The organism is Micromonospora sp. NPDC049089 (assembly GCF_040648775.1).
GTDB lineage: Bacteria > Actinomycetota > Actinomycetes > Mycobacteriales > Micromonosporaceae > Micromonospora.
Genome location: NZ_JBEZEH010000394.1, coordinates 1 through 1,657 on the forward strand (window position 1 = coordinate 1; position 1,657 = coordinate 1,657).

Annotated in this window: 1 protein-coding gene; it reads left to right on the top strand. The window is 71.8% G+C overall.

Annotated features, from left to right (window positions below):
- Positions 1–61: 61 nt before the first annotated feature.
- The gene (locus AB0B48_RS33040; RefSeq protein ID WP_357208566.1) at positions 62–628 is read left to right on the top strand and encodes a hypothetical protein; all 567 of its coding nucleotides are present in this window, start codon (positions 62–64) and stop codon (positions 626–628) included.
- Positions 629–1,657: the final 1,029 nt, after the last annotated feature.

Consider the following 1,657-nt stretch of genomic DNA (forward strand, 5'->3'; position numbering starts at 1 on the left):
CGCTGGGCAGCAGCCGTCCCCCTGGTGGTGTGGGTGTTCTACCCCAGAAGGAGCTACCCCCATGAACACGATCATTCGTAAGAGCATGCTGTCTGTTACTGGTCTCGCGTTCGCCGGTGGTGTGTTCGCCGGTCCGATCGCCGCCCACGCCGCCAGCCCGGCCGTGGACGCCAAGCCCGTCGCGGTGGCCGTCCAGTCCGCCGCGCCGAAGCCGCAGGGCGACCAGTCCCACATCAGCCTCAACGACGAGCAGACCGCCAACGTGAAGGCGATCATCGCCGCGACGAAGAAGGCTGGTCTGCCGGAGCGGGCCGCGGTCATCTCGATCGCGACGAGCCTGCAGGAGTCCAAGCTGGAGAACCTCGGCCACCTCGGCGAGAAGAATGACCACGACTCGCTGGGCCTGTTCCAGCAGCGCCCGACCAGCGGTTGGGGCACACCCGAGCAGATCACCAACCCCGAGTACTCCACGACGGCGTTCCTGAAGGGTCTGAAGCAGGTTGACGGGTGGCAGGACATGGCGCTGACCGACGCCGCGCAGACCGTGCAGGTGTCGGCCTACCCGGACGCCTACGCCCAGTGGGAACAGCAGGCCACCGACCTGGTCGCCCAGCACTGGAACAGCTGACCCGCACCACCGCACGACAGCATCAGCCGCTGGCCGGCACCCGCAACACCGGGGTGCCGGCCAGCGGCATTTCTGTTGTGGGCCATTGTGGTTCATCCAGCCCGCCTGGTCGGTGCACCGGGGCCATGCGCTGACCTCCGGTCGTTAGCAGTCGCCGGTCGCCGGTCGCCGGCCGCCGGTTAGCCCGACCCCCGACGCCAGCCGCCGGTCGCTGACTGCCGGCCACGGGCGTTCGGGGTCGGCGGTTGGACCTAGAAATGGATCCCGCGGTGCCGAAGCCCTCGCGGGATGTGGATAGCGAGATCCAACCCGCATCCGCCCGCGGATCTTGGACACTTTCCGTCACGTGCGAACGGAAACTGTCCAAGATCTCAAGGATTGTGGCCGAAGCGCGCGGCACGACGGCGGGTGGCGCGGTCGTGAGACGACCAGCGTGCGGCGATGGAACCCCGCGGCAGAACGGTCCGGCGCAGCGGCGAGGCGTTGAGACCGCCCGCCGACCACCGGCCACCACCGGTGGTACGGAGTGGTGGCCGGCACCGCCACCATCGACAGCCGACAGGTCTGCCAGTCGGCCAGCGCGGGTTGATGCTCCCGCCTGCGCGGCCCGCCCCAACCGCCCTGCCCGCGCACGCCCCGCCCGCGCCGCCCGCGCCGCCCGCCCGCGCCGCACGCCCCGCCCGCGCCGACCAGCCGGCCGCCCGCCTAACGCCGGCCGGCGGTGCGGCGGGAGCGGAGCGGCCGCGGCGCTAAGGCACGAGGGCAGCACGGCGGGGGCGGCACCATCGCGGGGCGGAGCCATGGCCGGGCGGCGGTCCGGCCGGGCGGGCGGCGATCGGGTGGGTGGGTGAGGCGGGGTGCGGGAACAACGGCGGTGGCGGGCTGGTTGTGCGGGTGTCGGTGTGACTCAGTGTCCCCGGGCCTCACCTAATATCGCCCTCGCGGAATACCGTTCGGCTGGAGCCGCGTCGTGCCACTCGCCGAGAGGCGACCTGCACACCGACATCAGCGCCGCCCCCGGCCCACCAG